This is a genomic window from Inquilinus sp. NPDC058860 (genome assembly GCF_042743185.1).
Taxonomy (GTDB): Bacteria; Pseudomonadota; Alphaproteobacteria; order DSM-16000; family Inquilinaceae; genus Inquilinus.
On sequence record NZ_JBHYMS010000015.1, the window covers coordinates 115,459 to 138,354 of the forward strand.

The window sequence follows — 22,896 nt, forward strand, 5'->3', positions numbered from 1 at the left end:
GTCAGGCGGCCGCACCGGCGCGTTTGCAGGCGGTCTCTCAGTCGCTCGGCACGCCGCCCTCCTCCTTGCGCTTCGCCACGAAGGCGTCGAGCTCCTCGGCGATGGCCGGGTCGAGCGGCGGCGGCTCGTATTCGGCGAGGATGCGCTTGTACAGCTGGTGCGCCCGCTGGGTGGCGTCCGGCGCCCCGACCTCCTGCCAGCTCTCGAAGTTGCGCCAGTCGGACAGCAGCGGCGCGTAGAAGGCGGTCTCGTAGCGCGCCAGCGTGTGCCGGCAGCCGAAGAAGTGGCCGCCCGGCCCGACCTCGCGGATGGCGTCGAGGCCGAGCGTATCGTCGTCGACCACGATCGGCCGCAGGAACTCCGTCATCGTCTGCACCAGCTCGGCATCGACGATCATCTTCTCGAAGCTGGCGCGCAGCCCGCCTTCGAGCCAGCCGAGGCTGTGCATCACCATATTGGCGTGGCCCTGCACCGCCGCCCACAGCGACACCATGCTCTCATAGGTCGCCTGGGCGTCGACCGCGTTCGAGGCGTTGGTGTTGGAGGACCGGTAAGGCAGGCCGTAGCGCCGCGCGAGCTGGCCGCCGGCCAGCGCCGCCTTGGCGTATTCCGGCGTGCCGAAGGCCGGCGCCCCGGACTTCATGTCGACATTGGAGGTGAAGCCGCCATACATCACCGGCGCGCCCGGCCTGACCAGCTGGATCAGCGCGATGGTCGCCAGTGCTTCGGCGTTCTGCTGCGCCAGTGCGCCCGCCAGCGTCGCCGGGGCCATGGCGCCCGCCAGGGTGAAGGGCGTGACGGTGACGATCTGCCCCGCCTTCGCCATCTCGACCAGGCCTTCGATCATCGGCCCGTCCAGGCGCAGCGGCGACGAGGTGTTGACCACGGTGAACAGGCTGGGCTCGCACTGCAGCTGCTCGCGGCTCACCCCCCGGGCGATGCGGGCGATCTCGATGCCGTCGCGCATCCGCACCCGACCCAGCGCATAGGCGTGGAACGGCTTGTCCGACAGGGTGACGAAGGCGCGCAGCGCGTCGAGGTGGCGGGTCGAGGGATGCAGATCCACCGGCTCGACCGGATAGCCGCCGAAGATATGCATCGCGTTCAGCGCCTGGCCGAGCCGCAGCAGGTTGCAGTAGTCGCGGTAGTTGCCGACCCGGCGTCCGCCCTCGATATCCGAGACGTTGGGGGCCGAGCCGACCGAAGCGAAGACGATGGAGCGGCCGCCGATCCGGACGTCCCGTTCCGGGTTGCGGGCATGGAAGGTGTAGGCGGAGGGGGCCTTCCCCACCGCCTCCAGCACCAGGCCGCGGTCGAATCGCACGCGGCGGCTGCCCGGCGTGGTCTCGGCCCCGGCGCGGCCCAGGATCTCGATCGCCTCGTCGTGCAGGAAATCCATCCCGATCTCTTCCAGGATGGTCAGCGACGCGTCGTGGATCCGCTCGATCTGGTCCGGACGCAGCACCTCGACCGGCGGCATCGGGTTCTTCACCAGCTGCCAGGGAAGCTGGTGGAGACCACCCGCGCCGTCACGGCGTCGGCGGGGCGTGGTGCGGCTGCGGCTCATCCTGACCTCGTCTCGAACTCGGGCGACTCCCGGCGTTCAACCCTGGCACGGCCGGCGTCAGGGCACGCCGCCCGGATTCGCCATGCAGCGACGTCAGCGCGACATGTGACATGGGGCACGACGGCAGCCATATTCCTGCTGTAATATGCGAGCTACTCTCAACTGGATCGTATTTCCGTGGAGGATTGTATGCCCCGTCTGCTGGAGCCCGGCGATCCCGTGCCGCTCTTCGTGGTTCCGACGCCGCAGCGGCCGGATTTCCGTTTCGACACCGTGGCCGGGCGCTACGTCGTCCTCAGCTTCTTCGGTTCGGCCGGCGATGCGCAGTCAGCGCGGCTCCTGTCGGCGATCGCGGCCGAGGTCGGGCCGTTCAACGACGGCCACGCCGCGTTCTTCGGCGTCAGCCAGGACAAGAACGACGCCCAGGCCGGACGGCTGCCGACCCGCGTCCCCGGGCTGCGCCACTTCTACGATTTCGACCGCAAGATCAGCACCACCTATGGCGCCGACCAGCGCAAGGTCAGCTATGTGCTGTCGCCCAATCTGCGCGTGCTGGCCCGCTTCCCGATCGAGGACGGGGCCGAGCACGCCAGGATCCTGATGGAGTTCGTCAGCCGGCTGCCGCCGCTGACCCGGCTGGGCACGGCCACGCCGGGCGCGCCGGTGCTGGTGGTGCCGTATCTGTTCGAGCCGGAGTTCTGCCGCGCCTTGATCGACTACTACAACAAGGTCGGCGGCGAGGAGAGCGGCTTCATGCAGACCCTGCCGGACGGCCGCACCGCCGCCGCGGTCGACCACGCGCACAAGAAGCGCAAGGACGCGACGATCGAGGACGAACCGCTGCGCCTCGGCATGAAGGCCCGGATCGAGCGGCGCTTGGTGCCCGAGATCAAGAAGGCGTTCCAGTTCAACGCCACCCGGATCGAGCGCTACATCGTCGCCTGCTACGATTCCGGCGAGGGCGGCTATTTCCGCGCCCATCGCGACAACACCACCAAGGGCACGGCGCATCGCCGCTTCGCCGTCACCATCAACCTGAACGCCGAGGAGTTCGAGGGCGGCGAGCTGCGCTTCCCTGAATACGACCGCCACAGCTACAAGGCGCCGACCGGCGGGGCGGTGGTGTTCTCCTGCTCGCTGCTGCACGAGGCGCTGCCGGTGACCAAGGGCACGCGCTACTGCACCCTGCCCTTTCTGTATGACGAGGAGGGCGCCAAGGTCCGCGAGCAGAACCTGTCCTACTTCGCCGACGAGGATCTGCGCAGCCAGCTCGAGCGCAACCTGCTGGGCAAGGAGGCGAAAGCCGCGGGCTGAGGCACTGGACGGGATCGGCCGCATCGCGGCCGATCCGCTCCCGGATGCCCACAGCTCGAGCGTCTATCCGTTCGAGCACCCCCGCGGGGCCTGCACCAGCCCGACGCCGTAGACCGGATCGCGTCCCGGCGCGCCGAGATCCCGGGCCTCGGTTGCCAGCCGGCGCAGCACCGCCGCCTCGCCGCCCTCCGGCTGCGGATCGGCGGCCACGGCCGCGACCACGAAGGGGACCGCGAAGGACGTGCCGGTGACGAGGCGGGCCGTGCCGGACGAATCGGTCACCGGCACCCGCACGCCGGGCGCCGCGACATCAACATAGGGACCACGGTTGGCCGCGGCATAGACGGCCCCGTGATGGTCGACGGCGGTCACCGCCACCACCTCCGGCAGGGCCGCCGGATAGGCTGGCGGTGCGCCGGGGCCGTCATTGCCGGCCGCCGCCACCAGCACCAGCCCCGCCCGGGACGACCGGCGGATGGCCTCGGCCAGGATTGCGTTCTCGCGGCCGGCGAAGCTGAGCGCGACCACCCTGACGCGCTGCGCCACCATCCAGTCGAGGGCGAGGGCCACGGCGACGACGCTGGCCACATCGCCTTCGGCATCGCCGGGCTCGAAGGCATCGGCGGCATACAGCCGCGACCGCGGCAGGAGCGCCGGAGTCCCACCGACGATCAGCGCGGCGACGGCGTCGCCGTGGGCATGATTCTCGGCCCCGGAGGACGAGAAGTTGACCGACACCAGCCGGCGCCCAAGCCCCCGGCGCAGGGCCGGCGACAGGCCGGTGTCGATCATGCCGACCGCGACCCCGTCGCTGCAGAGGGCCAGGTCGTCGTGCCAGCCGATCAACGACCGGGCGAAGTCGAGCGGCGGCAGCGTCGCGGTGCCGGACGGCCGGTACAGGTGGTGCAGATCCAGCAGCAGGTCGGGAAAGCGCCGCTGCAACACGGACCGGGCCGTCGCCGGCGTCATCCCGCCCGGGATGCGCAGGCGGATCAGCAGCAGGTCGAGCTGCCGCAGCGGCCGTTCGTCGATCGGCCGGAAGCCGATCCGCCGCAACTCGGCCAGATGCGACCGGGCCGCATCCTCGACCACCACGATCTCGTCGGCGACGATGTCATGGCCGCCGCCCTGGCGGGACGGCCGCGACGCCGGCGGGCGGCCCCCGGCCGCGTCGTCGCGATCATCGGCATCGTCGCGGTCGTCGTCGCGGTCGCCGTCGCGATCATCATCCGCGCCGCCGTCGTCATCCCCACCGCCATCGTCGCCGCCGTCGTCATCCGCCTGCGCCGACCAGTCGAAGGCCGGGCCAAGATCCGGGACCAGGAGGCGCGGCAGTTCCATCGCCAGCAGGGCCACGGCAACCAGGGCGGCGGCGCGGATCATCGGTCGCCGCCGGTCGCGGCCGGCAGGGTCAGGACCGACCAGGCGCCGTCGGGACCGCGGCACGCAATGCCCTCCTCCACCGCCGGGGACAGGATGCGAAAGGCACGGCAGCGCCCGGCGAAGCCCGGATCCACCGGCCCGATGATGCGGATCTGCCGGCCCTCGGCCGTCACCGTGCTGCCGTCACCCCCGGTCTCCAGCGCTTCCAGCAACGCCGCCGCCGCGGCTTCGCCGGCCGTATCGGAGGCCGGACCGGCGGCAGTCCGGACGACGCCCGTCTCGCCGTCGCGCGGCATGGCGAGACCGAGGCCGAAGGCAACGGCCGCAGCCAGGGCGACGAAGGCCGGCCCGCGCCAGCCGGACAGGCCGAGCCATCGCGCCAGATCGAAGAACGGCCCGGATCGGGGGGCGCCCGGCCGGGTCAGTGCGGCGAGCGCGGGCGGCAGCGGGGCCGCCATCGCCTCGGCATAGGCGCCGCGGGCGGCCTGCCCGCCCGATCGCATCAGCCGCGCGGCCTCGGCCGCCGAGGCGTCCTCGCGCAGGATCGCCTCGACCCGCGCCGCCTCCTCGACCGGCAGCTCGCCGTCGAGATAGGCGACGATCAGCGCGTCATCCCAGGATCTGGACCGGTCGTCCGCCATCGTCTTTCCCCTGTTCCTGCCCGTCCAGCGCCCGCCCCAGCGCCAACCTCGCCCGCGCCAGGCGGCTCATCACCGTGCCGATCGGGATGTCCAGGATCTCCGCCGCCTCGCGGTAGGAGGCCCCGTCGATCGAGACCAGCAACAGCACGCTGCGCTGCTCTTCCGGCAACGCGGCGATGGCCCGTTCCACCGTGCCCAGCGCCAGCCTGGCCTCGCCGGCGTGGCCGCGCCCGTCCGCCACCGCCGCCAGCGCCTCGTCATCCGCCTCCGTGCGCCGCGTCCGGCGCTGGCGAAGCCGGTCGACCCAGGTGGTCTGGACGATCCGGAACAGCCAGCTGTCCAGCCGCGAGCCCGGCGTGAACTGGTGCGAACGGGCCAGTGCCTTCTCGCAGGCGGCCTGCACCAGGTCATCGCCCTCGTCCCGCGACCCCGCCAGGCCCCAGGCGAAGCGCCGAAGCCGCGGCAGGTGGGCCGCGAGGTTGGACCGCACCTCGTCCCCCACGCTGTTTTCCCTTCCCGCTACCGGGACAACGGCCGAGACCGGCCCCTATTCCCCGAGGGCAATTCGGCGGCCGAACGGCATCTCGTTCGACGGACGGCCATGCCCGTGACACGCAACCGGCAGGTCAGGGACGATGTTCCCGCATGGCTCCCCTCTGGCCTCGCCGCCCGAGTCGCCGTTAGCCTCCGCATCGTTCCGCCACGACCCGCGCCTCGGAGACGGCCATGCAGCGCCTCGACACCATGATGACGGACGACCTCCGCGCCTTCCGGCGGCAGGCGGGGGATCGGCATGCCGCCTTCCGTGCCCGCGGGCTGAAGCTGGACAGCAGCCGGGGCAATCCGTCGCCGGAGCAGCTGGATCTGTCGAACGCGCTGCTGTCCCTGCCCGGGGCGGACGGATTCCGGTCGGCGGAGGGCGTCGACGGTCGCAACTATCCCGGCGACATGCGCGGCCTGCCGGAGGCGCGGGCGCTGTTCGCGCCGATGCTGGGCTCCCCGGCAGAGCAGGTGCTGATCGGCGGGAATTCCAGCCTGCGGCTGATGCACGACCTGATCGTCTTCGCCCTGCTGCACGGATTGCCCGAGAGCGAGGCGTCGTGGAGCGCCCGTGCCCCTATCACCTTCCTGTGCCCGGCGCCGGGCTATGACCGGCACTTCGCCATCTGCGAGAGCTTCGGCATCCGCATGATCCCGGTGCCGCTGACCGGGCACGGGCCGGACATGGACGTGGTCGAGCGGCTGGTGGCCGAGGACCCGTCGATCAAGGGCATGTGGTGCGTGCCGAAATACAGCAACCCGACCGCCGAGACCTATTCGCCCGAGACCGTGGAGCGGCTGGCGGCGATGCGCAGCGCGGCCCCGGACTTCCGTCTGTTCTGGGACAACGCCTACGCGGTGCACCACCTGACCGAGCGGCCGCACGCGCTGGCGAACATCCTGGAGGCCTGCGCCCGGCACGGAAACGCCAACCGCCCCTTCGTCTTCGGCTCGACCTCGAAGATCACCTTCGCCGGCAGCGGCCTGGCGCTGTTCGCCGCGTCCACCGCCAACCTGGACTGGGCGCGCACGCACCTGTCGCGGCAATCGATCGGCCCCGACAAGCTGAACCAGCTGCGCCATGTCCGGCTGCTGCGGGACGATGCCGGCATCGCCGCGCTGATGGAACGGCACCGGCAGATCATCGCGCCGAAGTTCCAGCGCGTGCAGGCGGTGTTCGCGGAGCATCTCGGCGAATCCGGCGTCGCCCGCTGGACCGAGCCGGAGGGCGGCTACTTCATCAGCCTGGACGTCCGCCGCGGCTCCGCCCGCCGGACCGTGGCCCTGGCGCAGGAGGCCGGGGTGGCGATGGTGCCGGCCGGCGCGACCTTCCCCTATGGCCGCGACCCGGACGACCGCAACATCCGCATCGCCCCGACCTTCCCGTCGATCGAGACTGTCGGCCTGATGGCGGAGGGCGTGGCGCTGTCGGTGCTGGTGGCGACCAGCGAGGCGATCCTGGCCGAGCGCGAGGCCGGCGGCGGCCACTGACCGACCGGGTTTCAGCTGGGCGGATTCGCCCCGGTCGTGGCCAGCGTCTGGCTGAGCCAGCGGGCCGCCATGGCCTGGTAGGGGATCAGGGGCAGCGGATGGCCGCGAGCCCGCCGCGGCCCTCCGCTGTCACCGGCTCGAATTCGCCGGTGTCCGGGTCGCGCACCAGCAGCCGGCCCGAGGCGACGCCGAAATAGGCGCCGTGCAGCTGCAGCTTGCCGCGCCCGACCAGGATCGAGACGCAGGGGAAGGTCATCAGGTTCTGCAGGCTCAGCTCGACCGAGGCGAACTCCAGCCGGCGCAGATAGTCGTCGCCATCCTCCGGCTTGCGGGGGCCGAGACTCTCCGCCGCGGGGGCGATCTGCGACATCCAGCGGCCGATGAAGTCGCCGGGCGACAGCGGCTCCTGCTCGTCGGCGAAGGCGCGGATGCCGCCGCAATGGGCATGGCCCAGCACCACGATGTGCTTCACCCGCAGCGCCTGCACGCCGAATTCCAGCGCGGCGCTGGTGCCGTGCTGGGTCTCCCGGTCGGGCTCGTAGGGCGGCACCAGGTTGGCCACGTTGCGCACCACTAGAAGCTCGCCCGGCGCCGCATCGAAGATGACCTCCGGCGACACCCGCGAATCGACACAGCCGATGACCATGATCTCGGGCTTCTGCCCGGCCTCAGCCAGCATTTCGTAGCGATTGCGCTCGGCGGCGAACCGGCCGCTGAGAAAGGCGCGATAGCCCTCGGTAAGCCGTTCGGGAAACATGGCCGTTCTCACATCCACCTCGCCGCGACAAGGAATGCGGCAGAAGCGTGGCAATAGCAAACGACGACGCCCGCGCCAATACGGACCGCGCCAAATGGGATCGCGGTTGGATCGGCTCCGGGTCTGTTCTAAGGAGGGTGGAGACCATGGGGCAGGATCGACAGTGCGGACCGAATGCTGACGCTGGAGCGCATCTGCAGGAGCTTCGGGACCGTCCGGGCGTTGGACGACGTGTCGCTGTCGATCGCGCATGGGGAGATCGTCTGCCTGGTCGGCCGGTCCGGCTGCGGCAAGTCCTCGCTGCTGCGCATCGTCGCCGGGGTCGATGCCCCCGACAGCGGCCGGATCCTGCTGGACGGCGCGGAGATCGCGGGCCCGGGCGGATTCGTCGAGCCCGAGGACCGCAACATCGGCTTCATGTTCCAGGACTACGCGCTATTCCCGCATCTGACGGTCGAGGAGAACGTGGCCTTCGGCCTGAAGCGGCTGCCGCGCGAAGCGGCACGCACCCGGGCGGCGGAGGTGATCGACCGCATCGGCATCGCGGCGCTGGCGGGCCGCTATCCGCATACCCTGTCGGGCGGCGAGCAGCAGCGCGTGGCCTTGGCGCGGGCGCTGGCGCCGAAGCCGATCATCCTGCTGATGGACGAGCCCTTCTCCAACCTCGACCGCGGCCTGCGGGAGCAGGTGCGGGAGGAGACCATCGCCACACTCAGGGCCCTCGGCACGACGGCGATCATGGTGACCCATGACCCCGAGGAGGCGCTGTCGGCCGGCGACCGCGTGGTGCTGATGCAGAAGGGCCGTGTCGTCCAGGTCGGCACCGGCTACGAGATCTACGACCACCCCAACTCGCTCTACGCCGCCGAGTTCCTGTGCTCGCTCAACCGGATCGTCGGCACCGTCCGCGACGGCCGGATCGAGACGCCGCTCGGCGCCTTTCCGGCCCGGCCCGGACTGGCCGAGGGCAGTGCCGCCGTGGCCTGCATCCGGCCGCAGGCCCTGGCCCTGGCGCGGCCGGGAGAAGGCCTGCCGGGGCGCATCGTCGGCTGCTCGTTCCTGGGCGAGATCGAGCAGCTGACGATCCGGGCGGAGGGCATTCCGGATCTCCTCCGCCTGCGCACCACCGGCCGGATCGAGGCGAAGCCGGGCGAACCGGTCGCCGTGGCCGTCGATCCCGCCGGGGTGCTGGTGTTCGCCGCGGAGTGAGACCGAATGCCACGACGTAACCAAGCGGCTTGACGACGCGAATTCATCTGTGTTGGAGCAAATGCGTCTTGATCGCAGTATGATGGGGCAAATGCGTCTTGGTCGCAGATCGCCAATCCGGCCGGACGATCACAGGGGGAGTCGCACGATGAGGGACGTTTCCGTATTCCGGCTCGCGCTCGTGGCGGGCGTTGCCGTGGTTGGCTTCGCCGGCACCGCCGCGGCCGACATCAACATCTACACGACGCGCGAGCCGGGGCTGATCCAGCCGCTGCTCGACGCCTACACCGCCAAGAGCGGCGTCAAGGTGAACACCGTCTTCCTGAAGGACGGGCTGGCCGAGCGGGTCGCCGCCGAGGGGCAGAGCTCGCCCGCCGACCTGCTGATGGCGGTCGATGCCGGCAACCTGGCCGATCTGGTGGACAAGGGCGTCACCCAGCCGATCGAGTCCAGCGTCCTGACCGCCGCGGTTCCGGCGCAGCTGCGTGACCCGAACAACCACTGGGTCTCGCTGTCGGTCCGCGCCCGCCTGCTCTACGCCGACAAGAACCTCGACCTGACGGCCTTCAACTACGAGGACCTGGCCGACCCGAAGTGGAAGGGCAAGGTCTGCATACGGTCGGGCCAGCACCCGTACAACACGGCGCTGTTCGCCGACTACATCGCGCATTACGGCGCCGAGAAGACCGAGGCCTGGCTGACCGGGGTCAAGGCGAACCTGGCGCGCAAGGCCGGCGGCGGCGACCGCGACGTGGCCAAGGACATCCTCGGCGGCATCTGCGACATCGGTATCGCCAATTCCTACTATGTCGGGCTGATGCGCTCCGGCAAGGGCGGCGAGGAGCAGGTCGCCTGGGGCAATGCGATCAAGGTGATCCTGCCGACCTTCAAGGACGGCGGCACCCAGGTGAATGTCAGCGGCGCGGCCCTGGCCAAGCATTCGCCGAACAAGGCCGAGGCGGTGAAGCTGCTGGAGTACCTGGTGTCCGACGACGCCCAGAAGATCTATGCCGAGGCCAATTTCGAGTATCCGGTGAAGGCCGGCGCCCAGGCCGACCCGATCATTGCCTCCTTCGGCGAGCTGAAGGTCGATTCCGTGCCGCTGACGGAGATCGTCAAGCACCGCAAGCAGGCGAGCGAGCTGGCCGAGAAGGTCGGTTTCGACGGCTGATCGAGGATCCGGGCGCGGCCCCGACCGCGCCCGGCGTCTCCCGACGATGACCCAAGCCATCCTGCAGGCCCCTGCCCTGACCGTCGCCCGGCGCCAGCCCGGACGGCGCTGGCTGTCGGCCGCCGCGATCATCGGCGGGCTGGTGGCCCTGCCGGTCCTGGCCCTGGCCTGGGAGGCGCTGCAGGGCTCGGGCGGGCTGTGGCCGCATCTTCTCGCCTATGTGCTGCCGCCGGCCCTGGGCCAGACGGTCACGCTGCTGCTGGGGGTCGGCGTGCTGGTCACCGTGATCGGCACCTCGGCGGCCTGGCTGGTGACGGCCTACGACTTCCCGGGCCGCCGGCAGCTGGAATGGGCGCTGCTGCTGCCGCTGGCGGTGCCGACCTACATCATCGCCTATGCCTATCTCGACATCCTGCACCCGCTGGGCGTGGTGCAGGGGGCGATCCGGGATCTCCTGGGCTATTCCAGCCCGCGCGAGTTCCGGCTGCCCGACATCCGGTCGATGGCCGGCTGCATCGTGCTGCTGGGCTTCGTGCTGTACCCCTATGTCTACATCACCACCCGGGCGATGTTCCTGACCCAGGCGGCCAACCTGGTCGAGGTCTCGCGCACGCTCGGCACCCGGCGCAGCCAAGTGTTCCGGCGGGTGGCGCTGCCGCTGGCGCGGCCGGCCATCGCGGTCGGGGTGAGCCTGGCGCTGATGGAGACGCTGAACGACATCGGCGCGTCCGAGTTCCTCGGCGTCCGGTCGCTGACCATCTCGGTCTACACCACCTGGGTGACGCGCGCGGACCTGCCCGGCGCGGCGCAGATCGCGCTGGCCATGCTGGTTCTGGTGGTCGCCCTGGTGGTGATCGAGCGCTGGGCACGCCGCCGGCAGCGCTACTGGACCGGGGCGCAGCGCATGCGCGCCTTCACCCCGCACCGGCTGCCCCTCCTCCCCGGCCTGGCGGCGCTGGCCCTGGGCCTGGTTCCGGTCCTGATCGGCTTCGCCGCCCCGGCCCTCCATCTCGCGGTCGAGGCGTGGAAACGGTTCCGCTTCAGCGGGATCTCCGACCGGCTGCTGTCCGAGGCGGCGAACACGGTGGCCCTGTCGGCGATCGCGACCATCGCCGTCCTGCTGTTCGGCGTGATCGTCGCCTATACGGAGCGATCGAGGCCGGGCCGCGTCACCGCCGCGCTGCAGCGGCTCTCGACTCTCGGCTACGCCATGCCGGGCACGGTGATCGCGATCGGCATCCTGGTCCCGGTCGCCGCCCTCGACCAGGTGATCGACCGGACGGCATCCGCCTGGCTCGGCGTCTCCACCGGCCTGTTGCTGATCGGGTCCGGCGCGGCCCTGGTCTATGCCTATGTCGCCCGGTTCCTGGCAATCTCCACCGGCGCGGTCGAGGCCGGCTTCAGCCGCATTCCCCGCTCCTTCGACCAGGCGGCCCGCAGCCTGGGCCAGACCGTGACCGGCACCTTCCGGCACGTGCATCTGCCGCTGTCCAAGGCCGCGCTGGCCGCGGCCGGGCTTCTGGTGTTCGTCGACTGCATGAAGGAGCTGCCGGCGACCCTGCTGCTGCGGCCGCTCAATGTCGAGACGCTGGCGACGCATCTCTACGGCGAGGCGGCACGCGGCACCTATGAGGAGGCGGCGATCGCCGCCCTGGCCATCGTCCTGGTCGGGATCCTGCCGGTCGTGCTGCTGGCCCGGATCGGGCGGCGCAGCGCGTAGGCCTCAGCCGCGCCGGCGCCGGCGCCGTCCTCCCTCGCCGTCGCCGCCATCGACCGTCTTCGGGGCCGGCAATTGGACCGCGGCGGCCAGGTTCGGGAAGGCGGCGGTCTTGTGCGGCAAGGCCATCGCCTCGACGAAGTGCTGCTGGAACATCGGCTCGACCGCGGTCTCGATCTTCTCGACGCGGCGGACCACCTGCTCGATCTCGGCACGGGCCGCGCGGCTGACCAGGGCGATGCGGGCGCCGGTGCCCGCGGCGTTGCCGCCGGCCACGACCTTGGCCAGGTCGCAATCCGGGATCAGCCCCAGCACCATGGCGTATTTCACGTCGATATGGCTGCCGAAGGCGCCGGCCAGGGTGATGCGGTCGACATGGTCGACGCCGAGCTTGTCCATCAGCAGGCGCACGCCGGCGTAGAGCGCGGCCTTGGCCAGCTGGATGGCGCGGACGTCGTTCTGGGTGACGCGCAGCTCGCGCTCACCATCGCGGTGCAGGACATAGCTGAAGGTGCGGCCGTCGGCGACGATGCGGTCGCTGCGCGCCGCCATGCCGCCGTCGATCACCCCGTCCTGGGTGATGATGCCGGCCAGGAACATCTCGGCCAGCACCTCGATGATGCCGGAGCCGCAGATGCCGGTGACGCCGGTGCGGCGCACCTTCTGGGCGAAGCCCTCCTCATCCGACCACAGCTCGCTGCCGATGATGCGGAAGCGCGGCTCCAGCGTGTCGCGGTCGATCCGCACCCGCTCGATCGCTCCCGGCGCGGCACGCTGGCCGGAGGAGATCTGCGCGCCCTCGAAGGCCGGGCCGGTGGGGCTGGAGCAGGCCAGCAGGCGATCCTTGTTCCCGAGCACGATCTCGGCATTGGTGCCGACATCGACGATCAGCCGCAGCTCGTCGGATTTGTGCGGCTCCTCCGACAGGATCACCGCGGCGGTGTCGGCACCGACATGGCCGGCGATGCAGGGCAGCGCATAGACCCGGGCGTTGGGATGGACCTTCAGGTCGATCTCGGTCGCCCAGATGTTGATCGCCTGGTCGGTGGCCAGGGCGAAGGGCGCGCCGCCCAGCTCGATCGGGTCGATGCCCAGCACCAAGTGATGCATGATCGGGTTGCCGACCAGCGTCACCTCCAGCACGTCCTCGACCTCCAGCCCCGCCTGGGCGGTGACATGCGCGGCGAGATCGTTCAACGCGCCCCGCACCGCCTCGGTCAGCGCCTTGTCGCCGCCCGGGTTCATCATGATGTAGCTGACCCGGCTCATCAGATCCTCGCCGAACCGGATCTGCGGGTTCATGGCGCCGCCGGAAGCGACGACCTCGCCGGTCTCGATGTCGCAGAGATGGCAGGCGATGGTGGTGGAGCCGACGTCGTAGGCCAGGCCGTAGATCTTGTCGCGGAACCCGGGCCAGACGGCCAGCAGGCGCTTCACCCGCTGCTCGCGCACCGCCACGGTGCAGGTCCAGCCGCCGCCCTGCTCACTCTGGGCCCGAAGCGCCTTCTGCAGCCGCTGCACGACGCGCAGGTCGCAGTCGAGACCGGTGATGCCCCACTGCTCGGCCAGCGCCTCCTCCAACCGGCGCAGGTCGCCGGAGGGGTCGTGCATATCGGGCTCGCGCACCTCGACATAGTAGAGCTTGACCGGCGGATCGACCTCGATGACCCGGTGCTCGGCATCCTTGCGGACGACCTGCTTGTGCACCTGGCTCTCGGGCGGCACGTCGATGACGAGGTCGCCCTGGATCATGGTCTGGCAGGACAGGCGCCGGCCCGGCTTCAGCGAGCGCTTCTCGGCATAGCGCAGCTCCGCCGCCCCGGCCTCCGAGGCGTGGCAGGCCCGAGATTCGATGCCGTGCTTGGCGAACTGGCCGTCGCCGATCTCGACCTGGCAGCGGCCGCAGATCGACCGGCCGCCGCAGACGCTGTCGACATCGACGCCGAGCGACCGCGCCGCCTGCAGCAGCGGCGTGCCCAGCGCGAAGCGGCCACGCCGGCCGGACGGTGTGAAGACGACCAGCGCGGTCTGGGTCGAATCCTGGCCGGGCGGCTGCCCGGGATCGATCATGTTCATCGCCAACCCGTCACCCTCGCGGTACCCCGGCCGAGGCACCGCGCCGTCATGCTCATTGCGCCGCCCGGCGCCGGCGCCCTTCGCGGCCACCCCGCGCGCCCGCGGCCTCGGCGCCTTCGGCCGCCGGCTCGCGGTACTGGCGGATCCAGCGGGCACAATGCGGATCGTGCCCCATCATCGTGTCGGCGCCCAGCACCGCCTGCAGGCTCTCCGCATGCAGCGGATTGGTTATGGCCGAGGTCATGCCGGCGCCAATCGCCATGGTCAGGAAGGCGGCGTTCAGCCCGTGCCGGTTCGGCATGCCGAAGCTGACATTGGAGGCGCCGCAGGTGGTGTTGACCTTCAGCTCCTCGCGCAGCCGGCGGACCAGGGTGAAGACCTGGCGCCCGGCGGTGTTGATGGCGCCGATCGGCATCACCAGCGGGTCGACCACGATGTCGGCGTAGGAGATGCCGTGGTCGCGCGCCCGCTCGACGATCTTCTTGGCGACGGCGAAGCGGACGTCCGGGTTCTCGGAGATGCCGGTCTCGTCGTTCGAGATGGCGACGACGGCGGCGCCGTACTTCTTGACCAGCGGCAGCACGGTCTCCAGCCGCTCGTCCTCACCGGTCACGGAGTTGACCAGGGCCTTGCCCTTGTAGACGGCCAGCCCCGCCTCCAGCGCCGCAACGATCGAGCTGTCGATCGACAGCGGCACGTCGGTGATCGACTGCACCAGCTGGATGCATTCGGCCAGGATGCGCGGCTCGTCCGCCAGCGGGATGCCGGCGTTGACGTCCAGCATCTGGGCCCCGGCCGCGACCTGGGCGAGCGCGTCGGACTGGACCCGGCTGTAGTCGCCGTTCTTCATCTCCTCGGCCAGGATCTTCCGGCCGGTCGGGTTGATCCGCTCGCCGATGATGACGAAGGGCCGCTCGAAACCGATGGCGATCTCCCTGGTCGCCGAGCTCACCACTGTGTCCGTCATGCCCTGCCTTCGGATGCTGGAGTTCTGTGGGATCGAGGCTAGGAGGAACGCCCCCGCCGGGATCGTCTTGCAGCGGCATCGCCTGCCGCAGGCGCGTCAGGGCGCGATGCCGCCGGATTCCACGAGGGCCCGCAGCCGGGCATCGTCGTATTCCGCCTCGATCCGTGCTGCCGCCGCCTCGGCCTCGGCCTGCAGGTCGTCGCCGCACTCGACCGGCTCGGACTTCTTCCATTCCTCGAGATAGCTGTCGGCGTCGCGCGCCTTGCCGCGCATGGCGGCGTGGTCGATGGCGTCCTGGAAGCGCTGCGACAGCAGCACCTTGGCCTGGTCGCGCCGGCCGGCCTTGGCGGTGACCTGGCTCGGGATGTCGCGCCAGGAGACGATGATGAGCTGCGGCATGGGAGGTCCTGTGGGATAGATGGACGCTGTATGAGATGATTTGATCGGAATTCACGGAGCGACCGTCCTATTTCCGACGGCCGGGGAGCGAGATGCGATGCAGGGCGATGATCGCGAGGCGCGTCGAAAGCTGGAGCGGCTGAGGGCGGAGTTGGCGAAGGGAGAACGGGATCTCGCAGCCGGACGAGTCGTCGTCATCGAGACCGATGAAGAGTTGCAGATGTTCTTCGAGGGCCTGGAGAACGGATCGAGTTTCGATGAGCGGGCCGCCCGCTTTCGCGCTCGGACTGCAGAGCGCCGGCATACCCCGGCGGAAGAACTGCAACGCGAAGGCCGCGATGAGAGATAGGTTGGGTTCGCGGGACGCGAACCCAACATTGTGCCGCTCGCACTCCCGAAAATGTTGGGTTCGCAAAGCGAACCCAACCTACGGATCCACTTGCCGTTGGTTGGCCGACCTCGCCACGAACTGCGCGAACTCGCCATAGCCCGTGAACCGATACTCATAGGCCAGCCCCAGCCGCTCCGCCGCGGCCTTGGCCTGAGCCTGCAGCGCCGGGTTCTCGGTCTGGGCCAGATAGACCAGGCGGCGGTAGTTGCCGAAGATCATCGGCAGCAGTTCCGGGTGGCGGTCCAGCCCCATGCCCTCGACGATCAGGGCCTGGAAGTGGCGGACCAGATAGTCGGTCAGGAAGAAGCTGCCCGGCTCCTCCTCCATCAGCCGGTCGAAATCGGCCGATCCGGCAAAGAAGGCGTAGCAGTGCGGGCCGCCGATCCGCTCGGCCCCCTCCTCTGCCGCCACCCGGTCGATGGCGCCGCCGCTGCCGCAATCGGCATAGGCGATGCGGATGCGGCTCCAGCCCATCGCGCGGGCGGTGCGGATGCGCCGGCGCAGCCGGTCGGCGATGCGCTCCGGCCGATTGTGCAGGATGGCGGGCAGGCAGGTGACGGCGACGCGGTCCGCGATGCCGCTGGCGCGGATCACGGCCAGCGTCTCGCGCGCCAGGGCACCACAGGCGATCAAGAGCGTCCGGTCCGGGCCGGGGGCCACCCCGGCCACGCCGAACCGCCCGGCCGACGATACTGGGGGCCTCAGGCCGTCGCGCTCTTCGCCTGGTTGTGCTTGCGCCGCATGAAGTCCTTGGCCGTCTCCACTGCCACCGCCGCGTCGCGGCAATAGGCGTCGGCGCCGATTTCCCGTGCGAATTCCTCGTTCAGGGGCGCACCGCCGACGAGCACCACGTAGTCGTCGCGGATCCCCTGCTCCTTCAACGTGTCGATCACCACCTTCATATAGGGCATCGTCGTCGTCAGCAGGGCGGACATGCCGACGATATCGGGCTGATGCTCCTCGATCGCCTTCAGGTAGTTCTCGACCGGGTTGTTGATGCCGAGGTCGATCACCTCGAAGCCTGCGCCCTCCATCATCATCGACACCAGGTTCTTGCCGATGTCGTGGATGTCGCCCTTGACCGTGCCGATCACCATCTTGCCAACCTTGGGCGCCCCGGTCTCGGCCAACAGCGGCCGCAGCACGAACATGCCGCGCTTCATGGCGTTGGCGGCCAGCAGCACCTCGGGCACGAACAGGATGCCGTCGCGGAAGTCGATGCCGACGATGCGCATGCCTTCGACCAGCGCCTTGGTCAGGACGTCATAGGGCGTCCATTTGCGCGCGAGCAGGATGTTGACGCCCTCGACGATCTCGTCGGCGAGGCCGTCATAGAGGTCGTCCCACATCTGCTCGACGAGTTCCTCGTCGTTCAGCGCGTTCAGGTCGATATCGTCATCCGCCATGGGGCCCTCGATCGCCGGCTGCTGACTAGCCACGGCTCGCATTAACCGGGATGCCGGGTGCCGCCGCTAGCCTGGAACCGACCCCGACTGCGAAGGCGGCGACACGCCGGCGCGGCCAGCGGCATCGTTGCGCTGGACACCCGCGGCCGCCCCCCGGATGATGCCGCTCCTTCCGGCCGCGCGGTTGCCATGGATATCCAGGACTCCCTGCTCACCTTCCTCCGCCATTTCCCGCGGACGGACGACGCCACCCTGATCATCCTCAAGGGCCACCTTCTGCTGGAGGAGGAGATCAACAACCTGCTGCAGGAGATGCTGCCCAACCCGGAGGCGCTGGAGGGGCTGCAGATCAACTTCTTCACCAAGACGCAGTTCGCGCGCGCCCTGATCAAGAACGAAGCGCTGGACGGCATATTGGATGCGGCGGAGAAGCTGAACCGCCTGCGCAACCGGCTGGCGCACAACCTGGAACCATCGGGGGTCGAGGCGGCGATCCGCGATTTCGTCACCGCCGCCGACGGCCGGATCCTGGGCGGCGAGACGGCACCGGAGCAGCAGTTGAAGCGGCGCATCGCCTTCCTCTGCGGCCAGTTGCTGCGCTTCCGCACCGAGTACCGCGCCGCGCGCCAGATCCTGAAGACCAGGGTGGGCGCCGGCAAGACCAAGCCGAAGCGGTCCTGAGGACGGCCATGCCGAACTGGCGCAATCGCGGCGGCGGGCGGCGCGACCCGGAGCGGGTCGAGCGGGCCGTGAAGGCGGACCGGCTGCGGCGCGACCGCCGGGCCAAGACCGCCCATGAAGCGCAGGAGGCCGAGCGCAACACGCTCGCGATCGGCCTTCTGGCCGGGGAGATCGCAGACCGGGATGCCGCCACGACTTCACAGGAAGGCGATCCCATTCCCAAACGCCGCCTCCCGCGGGATACTGGGTGAATGCGGATCGACATCTTCTTCGACGTGGTCTGCCCCTGGTGCTACATCGGCAAGCACCGGCTGCAGCGCGCCCTGGCGATGCGGCCCCTGCCGGGGCTGGAGATCCGCTGGCAGCCCTTCCAGCTCAATCCGGAGATGCCGAAGCAGGGCGTCGACCGGCAGAGCTACATGATCGCCAAGTTCGGCGGACGCGAGCGCATGCGGCAGATCAACGCCGTGGTCGCCGAGGCCGCCGGCAAGGAAGGCCTGCCCCTGAACCAGAGCGTGATCCGCCGCACCCCGAACACGGTCGAGGCGCATCGGCTGATCCGCCACGCCGGTGGGCAGGGCGAGGCCGACCGCATGGTCGACGCGCTGTTCGCCGCCTATTTCGTCCACGGCCTGGATGTCGGCAACCGCGAGATCCTGGTCGAGATCGCGGAGGAACTCGGTTTCGACCGCAAGCGCGTGGCGGGCGTCCTGGCCAGCGAGATCGGCGTGGCCGAGATCCAGGCCGCCGACCTGCGCGCCCGGCAACTCGGCATCCAGGCGGTGCCCTGCTTCGTCTTCGACAGCCGCTACGCCGTCTCCGGCGCGCAGGAGCCGAGCGCCTTCCTGCCGCTGCTCGACCTCGCCCGCGAGCATGCCGTCTCCGCCCCGCTGTCGGAGCGGGCGTGAAAACACTGATGTAGGTTGGGTTCGCCTCGGCGAACCCAACAAGTGTTTGCGCTGACAGCTACCCGGCGCTTCGCAGCGAGATGCTGGCGCGGCGGCCGATCTCGGCGACGAAATTCTCCAGATCATCCGGCGCGATATCGATGTATCGACCTTCCTCGATATCAGCGAAGCCGATCCGGGCGGCCTCCCGCAGCCGTTGGAGAACGGATTCGTAGAGATGATCCGTCAGGCCGATGTCGCGTGTCGGCATACCAGCTCTCCCATATCGGCCGAGCGTAGCATATGGGCGAGCGTGTTGGGTTCGCGATGCGAACCCAACCTACGCTGCGGTCCTATCCCGCCAGATCGGCCAGGCGCTGCACCAGCTTGCGGGCACCGCCCACCCGGTCCTGCGGTGTTTCCCAGCCGCGGGCATAGACCAGCTTCTGGTCCGGCCGCACCTTGATCGCCCCGGCCATGCGCTGGATGAAGCCGATCAGCTTGTCCGGCCGTGCGAACCGGTTGTCGCGGAAGCCGATCACCGCGCCCTTCGGCCCGGCATCCAGCCGCTCCACCCCCGCGGCGCGGCACAGGCGCTTGATCGCCACCAGCTCCAGCAGGTTCTCGACCTCCTCCGGCAGGGCGCCGAAGCGGTCGATCAGCTCGGCGGCGAAGCCGTCCAGCTCCGCCTGGCCTTCCAGCGCCGAGATCCGGCGGTAGAGGTCGAGCCGCACCTGCAGGTCGGCGACATACTCCTCCGGGATCAGCACCGGCACGCCCAGATTGATCTGCGGCGTCCAGCTCTCGACCAGATCCTCGACCGCGCTGATGCCGGCACGGGCGGCGCGCACCGCCTCGTCCAGCATCTGCTGGTACAGCTCGGCCCCGACCTCGCGGATATGGCCCGACTGTTCCTCGCCCAGGAGGTTGCCGGCGCCGCGGATGTCCATGTCGTGGCTGGCCAGGGTGAAGCCGGCGCCCAGCGTGTCCAGCGTCTCGATCACGTGCAGCCGCTGCTGCGCCGTCTTGCTCAGCGCCTTGCGCGGGGCATAGGTCAGATAGGCGTAGCCGCGCAGCTTCGACCGGCCGATGCGGCCGCGCAGCTGGTACAGCTGGGCCAGGCCGAACAGGTCGGCGCGGTGGATCACCATGGTGTTGGCCGACGGCACGTCGAGGCCGGATTCGACGATCGCCGTGGCCAGCAGCACGTCGAACTGCCCGTCGTAGAAGGCGCTCATCACCTCCTCGAGCTGGGTCGCCGGCATCTGGCCGTGGGCGACCGCGATCTTCACCTCCGGCACCAGCTCCAGCAAGGTCTGGTGCGCCTCGCCCAGATCCTCGATCCGCGGGCAGACATAATAGGTCTGGCCGCCGCGGAAATGCTCGCGCAGCACCGCCTCGCGGATGATCACCGGGTCGAAGGGCAGGACGAAGGTGCGCACCGCCAGCCGGTCGATCGGCGGGGTGGTGATCAGCGACAGCTCGCGCACCCCGGACAGCGACATCTGCAGCGTGCGCGGGATCGGCGTTGCCGTCAGCGTCAGCACATGCACGTCCTCGCGCAGCGCCTTCAGCTTCTCCTTCTGCTTCACGCCGAAATGCTGCTCCTCGTCGACGATGACGAGGCCGAGATTCTTGAACGACACCTGCTTCGACAGGATGGCGTGGGTACCGACGACGATGTCCATGGTGCCGGCCGCCAGCTCGTCCCGCACCAGCTTCGCGTCCTTCGGCGTGACCATGCGCGACAGTTGGGCGACGCGCAGCGGCAGCCCTTTGAAGCGCTCGGAGAAGGTGCGGAAATGCTGCCGGGCCAGGAGGGTGGTCGGCACCACCACCGCCACCTGCACGCCGTTGGCGGCGGCGGCGAAGGCGGCGCGCAGCGCCACCTCGGTCTTGCCGAAGCCGACATCGCCGCAGACCAGCCGGTCCATCGGCCGACCGGCCTGCAGGTCGTCCAGCACCTCGTCGATGGCGCGCTGCTGGTCCTCAGTCTCGGCGTAGGGGAAGCGGGCCGCGAACTCCTCGTACAGCCCCTCGGGCGGCGGCAGCGACGCGGTGGTGCGCAGGGCGCGGGCGGCGGCGATCCGCATCAGCTCCTCCGCCATGTCCTTCAGCCGCTTCTTGACGCGCGCTTTCCGCGCCTGCCAGCCGGCGCCACCCAGCTTGTCGAGCTGCACGGCCATGTCGCCGGAGCCGTAGCGCGACAGCACCTCGATGTTCTCGACCGGCACGAACAGCTTGTCGCCGCCGTCATAGACGATGCGCAGGCAGTCATGCGCCGCGCCGCCTACGGTCAGCGTCTCCAGCCCCTCGTAGCGGCCGATGCCGTGGTCCTGGTGGACCACGATGTCGCCCGCCGCCAGGGCCGAGACCTCGGCGATGAACTGCTCGGATTTGCGGCGCTTCTTCTGCGGCCGGGTCAGCCGGTCGCCGAGGATGTCCTGCTCGGTGATCACGGCAAGGTCCGGCGCGGCGAAGCCGTGCTCCAGCGGCAGCACAACCATCACGGCGCTGGCCGGGTTGGTCTTCTCCACCCCGGCCCAGCTCTCGGCCACGGCGAAGTCGGCGCGGCCCTGCTCCGACAGCATCGAGCGCAGCCGGTCGCGGGCGCCGGGGGTGTAGCCGGCGATCAGCACGCGCTTGCCGGCGGTCTTCAGCTCGCCGATGTGATTCCGCACCGCGGCGTAGAGATTGACCTCGGGATTGGCTCGGGCCTCCGCGAAATCGTGCCCGCGCCGTCCGCCGGCGTCGGTGCCGCCCTCCGGCGGGGCGAAGGGCGAGAAGTCGGCCACCGGCCGGCCTGCAAGGCAGGTATCCCATTCCGCCACGTCGAGATACAGGCGATCGGGCGGGATCGGCCGGTAGGGCACGCCCTTGGCCTTCTTCTGCGCCGCCTGGTGGGTCAGCCGTGCCTCGTAGAAATCGGCGATCTGGGCCAGGCGCTGGTCGCGCGCCTGCTCCAGCTGGTGGTCGAGCGTGACCGAGGCGTCGGGCAGGTAATCGAAGACCGTGTCGAGATGGTCGTGGAACAGCGGCAGCCAATGCTCCATCCCGGCCTGCTTGCGCCCGGCCGACACCGCTTCGTACAGCGGGTCGTCGTCGTTGATGGCGCCGAACAGCTCGCGATAGCCGCTGCGGAACCGGGCGATCGAGGCGGAGTCGAGGAACACCTCGCCCATCGGCTTCAGCGTGATCCGCTCGACCTCGCCGGTGGTCCGCTGCGACATCGGGTCGAAGCGGCGGATCTTCTCCAGCTCGTCGCCGAACAGGTCGAGCCGCAGCGGCTCCTCCGTCCCCGGCGGGAACAGGTCAACGATGCCGCCGCGGACGGCGAACTCGCCCGGTTCGCGCACGGTCTGCGCCCGGACGTAGCCGTTGCGGGCCAGGAACGCCTGCAGCCCTTCCAGATCCACCCGCTGCCCCGGCGCGACCGACAGGCTGGCCTCGGCGAAGGCATCGCGTGGCGGCACCCGCTGCATCGCAGCGCCGATCGTGGTCAGCACGACGAAGGCCCGCCCGGGCTCGCGCGGCAGCAGCAGGCGGGTCAGCGCGTCGACGCGCTCCGCCACCGTCTCCGGATTCGGCGAGACGCGGTCATAGGGCAGGCAGTCCCAGGGCGGCAGCACCACGACCGCCAGGTCGGGCGCGAAGAAGGCCAGCGCCGCCTCCAGCGCCGGCAGCCGGGCGTCGTCGCTGGCGACGTGCAGCAGGCCCTTGTCGCCGGCCTTGCGCGCCAGCTCGGCGATCAGCCGCGCATCCTGGCCCTGCGGCACGCCGCCGATGGTACGGTGGCGCGCCAAGGCCCGCGTGGCGACGGGTTCGGCCAGGGCGCTCATGCGCGCCCCCGCGACCGGGCATGGTCGATCAGCAGCCGCAGGACGTCGCTGTCGCTGTCGGCCGGGACCGGCACGCGCCCGGTCACCCAATCCCACAGATCGGGATCGTTGTTCTCCAGCAACTCGCCGTAGCGGGCGAGCTGGTCCGCGTCGAGTCGGTCCAGCACGGCATCGGCGAAGCCGCCGAGCAGCAGGTCGGCTTCACGGGTGCCGCGGTGCCAGCTGCGGAAGCGCAGGCGACGCCGCAGCGGCGCGACAGCGTCGCTATCGGTCGGCTCGGTCATTGGGCTCAACCCGCCTCTCCCGCCCTGGGTATGGTCTGCGTTGCGTTTCCAGCGGCCTGGGGCGCCGCTGGGGGTGAAAAGCGTATAACGACATACGGTTGAGCCCCCGGCGGCGCCCCAGGCCGCTGGAAACACAACCCGAAGGGCCGATCACGGAAGGCGCCAGGGGGCGTCGC

At 70.2% G+C, this 22,896-nt stretch carries 22 protein-coding genes; 9 read left to right on the plus strand and 13 right to left on the minus strand.

All coding sequences use genetic code 11. The features are described 5' to 3' along the window. Nucleotides 1–37: 37 nt before the first annotated feature. Complete coding sequence (locus ACFW16_RS13135) at nt 38–1,567, minus strand: trimethylamine methyltransferase family protein (RefSeq protein WP_380305537.1); 1,530 nt, start codon at nt 1,565–1,567, stop codon at nt 38–40. Nucleotides 1,568–1,756: 189 nt separating this feature from the next. On the opposite strand from ACFW16_RS13135, the gene ACFW16_RS13140 reads away from it, so the two are divergent. Then, nucleotides 1,757–2,881: a 2OG-Fe(II) oxygenase gene (locus ACFW16_RS13140; protein ID WP_380305539.1), complete on the plus strand. Its 1,125-nt coding sequence runs from the start codon at nt 1,757–1,759 to the stop codon at nt 2,879–2,881. Nucleotides 2,882–2,944: 63 nt separating this feature from the next. Here ACFW16_RS13140 and ACFW16_RS13145 read toward each other — a convergent pair whose 3' ends face one another. From ACFW16_RS13145 to ACFW16_RS13155, 3 genes are read right to left on the minus strand one after another with little or no spacing between them, the layout of a single operon-like run. After that, on the minus strand, nt 2,945–4,264 hold the full coding sequence (locus ACFW16_RS13145; RefSeq protein WP_380305541.1) for a S8 family serine peptidase: 1,320 nt from the start codon (nt 4,262–4,264) through the stop codon (nt 2,945–2,947). Next, nucleotides 4,261–4,905, minus strand: coding sequence for an anti-sigma factor family protein (locus ACFW16_RS13150; RefSeq protein ID WP_380305543.1), 645 nt, complete (start codon nt 4,903–4,905; stop codon nt 4,261–4,263). Before ACFW16_RS13150 ends, ACFW16_RS13145 begins: the two co-directional genes overlap by 4 nt. Then, nucleotides 4,874–5,407 carry an RNA polymerase sigma factor gene (locus ACFW16_RS13155; protein WP_380305545.1) on the minus strand — a complete coding sequence of 178 codons (534 nt, stop codon included), beginning with the start codon at nt 5,405–5,407 and terminating at the stop codon, nt 4,874–4,876. Before ACFW16_RS13155 ends, ACFW16_RS13150 begins: the two co-directional genes overlap by 32 nt. Before the next feature lie 224 nt (nt 5,408–5,631). On the opposite strand from ACFW16_RS13155, the gene ACFW16_RS13160 reads away from it, so the two are divergent. Next, a complete protein-coding gene (locus ACFW16_RS13160) occupies nt 5,632–6,936 on the plus strand; it encodes an aminotransferase class I/II-fold pyridoxal phosphate-dependent enzyme (protein WP_380305547.1) in 1,305 nt (434 codons plus the stop codon). Nucleotides 6,937–7,021: 85 nt separating this feature from the next. Here the strand turns inward: ACFW16_RS13160 and ACFW16_RS13165 are convergent, their stop codons facing one another. Further along, the gene (locus ACFW16_RS13165; protein WP_380305549.1) at nt 7,022–7,693 is read right to left on the minus strand and encodes a carbonic anhydrase; all 672 of its coding nucleotides are present in this window, start codon (nt 7,691–7,693) and stop codon (nt 7,022–7,024) included. 174 nt (nt 7,694–7,867) lie between these two features. Between ACFW16_RS13165 and ACFW16_RS13170 the strand changes: the two genes are divergently transcribed. The 3 genes from ACFW16_RS13170 to ACFW16_RS13180 all read left to right on the plus strand — a co-directional run bounded on the left by ACFW16_RS13170 (nt 7,868) and on the right by ACFW16_RS13180 (nt 11,793). Next, nucleotides 7,868–8,902 (plus strand): ABC transporter ATP-binding protein, encoded by a 1,035-nt coding sequence (locus ACFW16_RS13170; protein WP_380305551.1) that lies wholly within the window; start codon nt 7,868–7,870, stop codon nt 8,900–8,902. A gap of 148 nt (nt 8,903–9,050) precedes the next feature. Then, nucleotides 9,051–10,073 (plus strand): Fe(3+) ABC transporter substrate-binding protein, encoded by a 1,023-nt coding sequence (locus tag ACFW16_RS13175; RefSeq protein WP_380305553.1) that lies wholly within the window; start codon nt 9,051–9,053, stop codon nt 10,071–10,073. 46 nt (nt 10,074–10,119) lie between these two features. Further along, on the plus strand, nt 10,120–11,793 hold the full coding sequence (locus tag ACFW16_RS13180; RefSeq protein ID WP_380305555.1) for an ABC transporter permease: 1,674 nt from the start codon (nt 10,120–10,122) through the stop codon (nt 11,791–11,793). A 3-nt stretch (nt 11,794–11,796) separates the two neighbouring features. Here the strand turns inward: ACFW16_RS13180 and ACFW16_RS13185 are convergent, their stop codons facing one another. The 3 genes from ACFW16_RS13185 to ACFW16_RS13195 all read right to left on the minus strand — a co-directional run bounded on the left by ACFW16_RS13185 (nt 11,797) and on the right by ACFW16_RS13195 (nt 15,232). Further along, the gene (locus tag ACFW16_RS13185; protein WP_380305557.1) at nt 11,797–13,956 is read right to left on the minus strand and encodes an ASKHA domain-containing protein; all 2,160 of its coding nucleotides are present in this window, start codon (nt 13,954–13,956) and stop codon (nt 11,797–11,799) included. Then, nucleotides 13,919–14,833 carry a methyltetrahydrofolate cobalamin methyltransferase gene (locus tag ACFW16_RS13190; protein ID WP_380305559.1) on the minus strand — a complete coding sequence of 305 codons (915 nt, stop codon included), beginning with the start codon at nt 14,831–14,833 and terminating at the stop codon, nt 13,919–13,921. The genes ACFW16_RS13185 and ACFW16_RS13190 overlap by 38 nt, the downstream gene beginning before the upstream one ends. A 96-nt stretch (nt 14,834–14,929) precedes the next feature. Then, complete coding sequence (locus tag ACFW16_RS13195) at nt 14,930–15,232, minus strand: virulence factor (protein ID WP_380305561.1); 303 nt, start codon at nt 15,230–15,232, stop codon at nt 14,930–14,932. A 97-nt stretch (nt 15,233–15,329) separates the two neighbouring features. Here ACFW16_RS13195 and ACFW16_RS13200 point away from each other — a divergent pair, with 97 nt between their 5' ends. Continuing rightward, nucleotides 15,330–15,581 carry a hypothetical protein gene (locus tag ACFW16_RS13200; RefSeq protein ID WP_380305563.1) on the plus strand — a complete coding sequence of 84 codons (252 nt, stop codon included), beginning with the start codon at nt 15,330–15,332 and terminating at the stop codon, nt 15,579–15,581. Between the two features lie 78 nt (nt 15,582–15,659). Here the strand turns inward: ACFW16_RS13200 and ACFW16_RS13205 are convergent, their stop codons facing one another. Further along, nucleotides 15,660–16,292 carry a DUF1638 domain-containing protein gene (locus ACFW16_RS13205; RefSeq protein WP_380305565.1) on the minus strand — a complete coding sequence of 211 codons (633 nt, stop codon included), beginning with the start codon at nt 16,290–16,292 and terminating at the stop codon, nt 15,660–15,662. A gap of 32 nt (nt 16,293–16,324) precedes the next feature. Next, on the minus strand, nt 16,325–17,029 hold the full coding sequence (locus ACFW16_RS13210) for a B12-binding domain-containing protein (protein ID WP_342237032.1): 705 nt from the start codon (nt 17,027–17,029) through the stop codon (nt 16,325–16,327). 189 nt (nt 17,030–17,218) lie between these two features. Between ACFW16_RS13210 and ACFW16_RS13215 the strand changes: the two genes are divergently transcribed. From ACFW16_RS13215 to ACFW16_RS13225, 3 genes are read left to right on the plus strand one after another with little or no spacing between them, the layout of a single operon-like run. Continuing rightward, nucleotides 17,219–17,710, plus strand: a complete 492-nt coding sequence (locus ACFW16_RS13215; RefSeq protein ID WP_380305568.1) for a hypothetical protein — start codon at nt 17,219–17,221, stop codon at nt 17,708–17,710. Between the two features lie 8 nt (nt 17,711–17,718). Then, entirely contained in the window at nt 17,719–17,961 is a 243-nt protein-coding gene (locus ACFW16_RS13220; RefSeq protein WP_380305570.1) for a hypothetical protein, read from the plus strand. After that, nucleotides 17,962–18,618: a DsbA family protein gene (locus ACFW16_RS13225; RefSeq protein ID WP_380305572.1), complete on the plus strand. Its 657-nt coding sequence runs from the start codon at nt 17,962–17,964 to the stop codon at nt 18,616–18,618. 58 nt (nt 18,619–18,676) lie between these two features. Here the strand turns inward: ACFW16_RS13225 and ACFW16_RS13230 are convergent, their stop codons facing one another. The 3 genes from ACFW16_RS13230 to ACFW16_RS13240 form a co-directional block, all read right to left on the minus strand. Further along, on the minus strand, nt 18,677–18,868 hold the full coding sequence (locus ACFW16_RS13230) for a hypothetical protein (RefSeq protein WP_380305574.1): 192 nt from the start codon (nt 18,866–18,868) through the stop codon (nt 18,677–18,679). Between the two features lie 82 nt (nt 18,869–18,950). Continuing rightward, nucleotides 18,951–22,436 (minus strand): transcription-repair coupling factor, encoded by a 3,486-nt coding sequence (gene mfd, locus ACFW16_RS13235; RefSeq protein WP_380305576.1) that lies wholly within the window; start codon nt 22,434–22,436, stop codon nt 18,951–18,953. Beyond that, nucleotides 22,433–22,720 carry a succinate dehydrogenase assembly factor 2 gene (locus tag ACFW16_RS13240; protein WP_380305578.1) on the minus strand — a complete coding sequence of 96 codons (288 nt, stop codon included), beginning with the start codon at nt 22,718–22,720 and terminating at the stop codon, nt 22,433–22,435. Before ACFW16_RS13240 ends, mfd begins: the two co-directional genes overlap by 4 nt. Between the last annotated feature and the right edge of the window lie 176 nt (nt 22,721–22,896).

Bases quoted from the DNA above. Each gene is read 5' to 3' on its own strand.
- ACFW16_RS13135 (WP_380305537.1), bottom strand. From the start codon at position 1,567: ATGAGCCGCAGCCGCACCACGCCCCGCCGACGCCGTGACGGCGCGGGT.
- ACFW16_RS13140 (WP_380305539.1), top strand. From the start codon at position 1,757: ATGCCCCGTCTGCTGGAGCCCGGCGATCCCGTGCCGCTCTTCGTGGTT.
- ACFW16_RS13145 (WP_380305541.1), bottom strand. From the start codon at position 4,264: ATGATCCGCGCCGCCGCCCTGGTTGCCGTGGCCCTGCTGGCGATGGAA.
- ACFW16_RS13150 (WP_380305543.1), bottom strand. From the start codon at position 4,905: ATGGCGGACGACCGGTCCAGATCCTGGGATGACGCGCTGATCGTCGCC.
- ACFW16_RS13160 (WP_380305547.1), top strand. From the start codon at position 5,632: ATGCAGCGCCTCGACACCATGATGACGGACGACCTCCGCGCCTTCCGG.
- ACFW16_RS13165 (WP_380305549.1), bottom strand. From the start codon at position 7,693: ATGTTTCCCGAACGGCTTACCGAGGGCTATCGCGCCTTTCTCAGCGGC.
- ACFW16_RS13170 (WP_380305551.1), top strand. From the start codon at position 7,868: ATGCTGACGCTGGAGCGCATCTGCAGGAGCTTCGGGACCGTCCGGGCG.
- ACFW16_RS13175 (WP_380305553.1), top strand. From the start codon at position 9,051: ATGAGGGACGTTTCCGTATTCCGGCTCGCGCTCGTGGCGGGCGTTGCC.
- ACFW16_RS13180 (WP_380305555.1), top strand. From the start codon at position 10,120: ATGACCCAAGCCATCCTGCAGGCCCCTGCCCTGACCGTCGCCCGGCGC.
- ACFW16_RS13190 (WP_380305559.1), bottom strand. From the start codon at position 14,833: ATGACGGACACAGTGGTGAGCTCGGCGACCAGGGAGATCGCCATCGGT.
- ACFW16_RS13195 (WP_380305561.1), bottom strand. From the start codon at position 15,232: ATGCCGCAGCTCATCATCGTCTCCTGGCGCGACATCCCGAGCCAGGTC.
- ACFW16_RS13200 (WP_380305563.1), top strand. From the start codon at position 15,330: ATGCAGGGCGATGATCGCGAGGCGCGTCGAAAGCTGGAGCGGCTGAGG.
- ACFW16_RS13210 (WP_342237032.1), bottom strand. From the start codon at position 17,029: ATGGCGGATGACGATATCGACCTGAACGCGCTGAACGACGAGGAACTC.
- ACFW16_RS13215 (WP_380305568.1), top strand. From the start codon at position 17,219: ATGGATATCCAGGACTCCCTGCTCACCTTCCTCCGCCATTTCCCGCGG.
- ACFW16_RS13220 (WP_380305570.1), top strand. From the start codon at position 17,719: ATGCCGAACTGGCGCAATCGCGGCGGCGGGCGGCGCGACCCGGAGCGG.
- ACFW16_RS13225 (WP_380305572.1), top strand. From the start codon at position 17,962: ATGCGGATCGACATCTTCTTCGACGTGGTCTGCCCCTGGTGCTACATC.
- ACFW16_RS13230 (WP_380305574.1), bottom strand. From the start codon at position 18,868: ATGCCGACACGCGACATCGGCCTGACGGATCATCTCTACGAATCCGTT.
- mfd (WP_380305576.1), bottom strand. From the start codon at position 22,436: ATGAGCGCCCTGGCCGAACCCGTCGCCACGCGGGCCTTGGCGCGCCAC.
- ACFW16_RS13240 (WP_380305578.1), bottom strand. From the start codon at position 22,720: ATGACCGAGCCGACCGATAGCGACGCTGTCGCGCCGCTGCGGCGTCGC.